We start from the raw sequence: 582 nt of genomic DNA on the forward strand, positions 1-582 counted from the left end.
TAAATAGATTGAGTAAATTAATAAACACCGATGAAGTTTTACTTCGACTAAGTAAATCAACCTCAGAAAAGGGAAATGATGATGACAACAATCTCTAACGATATCCCGTCAAGTCCCACTGGATTATATGTAGATAACATTACTTCGACTTCATATAGTTTACATTGGGATACGCCGAAAGATTATGTATACGGCTCACAATTTATTGTTTACAGTGCAGGAAAGGAACTTTTTCCTCTACCTAAAAATGCCGCGCCGTCGGTAAATTTGGTCAACCAAAAACCAGCGACGACATTTACCATTCATGTCACGCAGAAAAACCCTGCGGGTGTAGAGTCTTCACCGAGTAATACAATAACTTTTAAAACATTAGCCTAAAATAAAGTTGTGATGCATGCGGGCAACAAGCAGCCTGATTTCGATATTAAGTTCCGTAGGCGGTTCGGCAACACGTTAACTTAAGAGCTGGCTCTTATACACATTTCCGAGCAAACAAAGACGTTAAAGGCATTTCGAGCCAGATCGATACGACATGTAGTTATATATGATGTATCAAAGTACATGCGGTAGGAGAATAACATA

Annotated in this window: 1 protein-coding gene; it reads left to right on the top strand. The window is 38.7% G+C overall.

What is annotated here, in order from left to right:
- Positions 1 to 75 precede the first annotated feature (75 nt).
- Positions 76 to 378 (top strand): fibronectin type III domain-containing protein, encoded by a 303-nt coding sequence (locus BIY29_RS20130; protein ID WP_147437200.1) that lies wholly within the window; start codon positions 76 to 78, stop codon positions 376 to 378.
- The last annotated feature ends 204 nt before the right edge of the window (positions 379 to 582 follow it).

The organism is Brenneria alni, assembly GCF_003666245.1.
Lineage (GTDB): Bacteria > Pseudomonadota > Gammaproteobacteria > Enterobacterales > Enterobacteriaceae > Brenneria > Brenneria alni.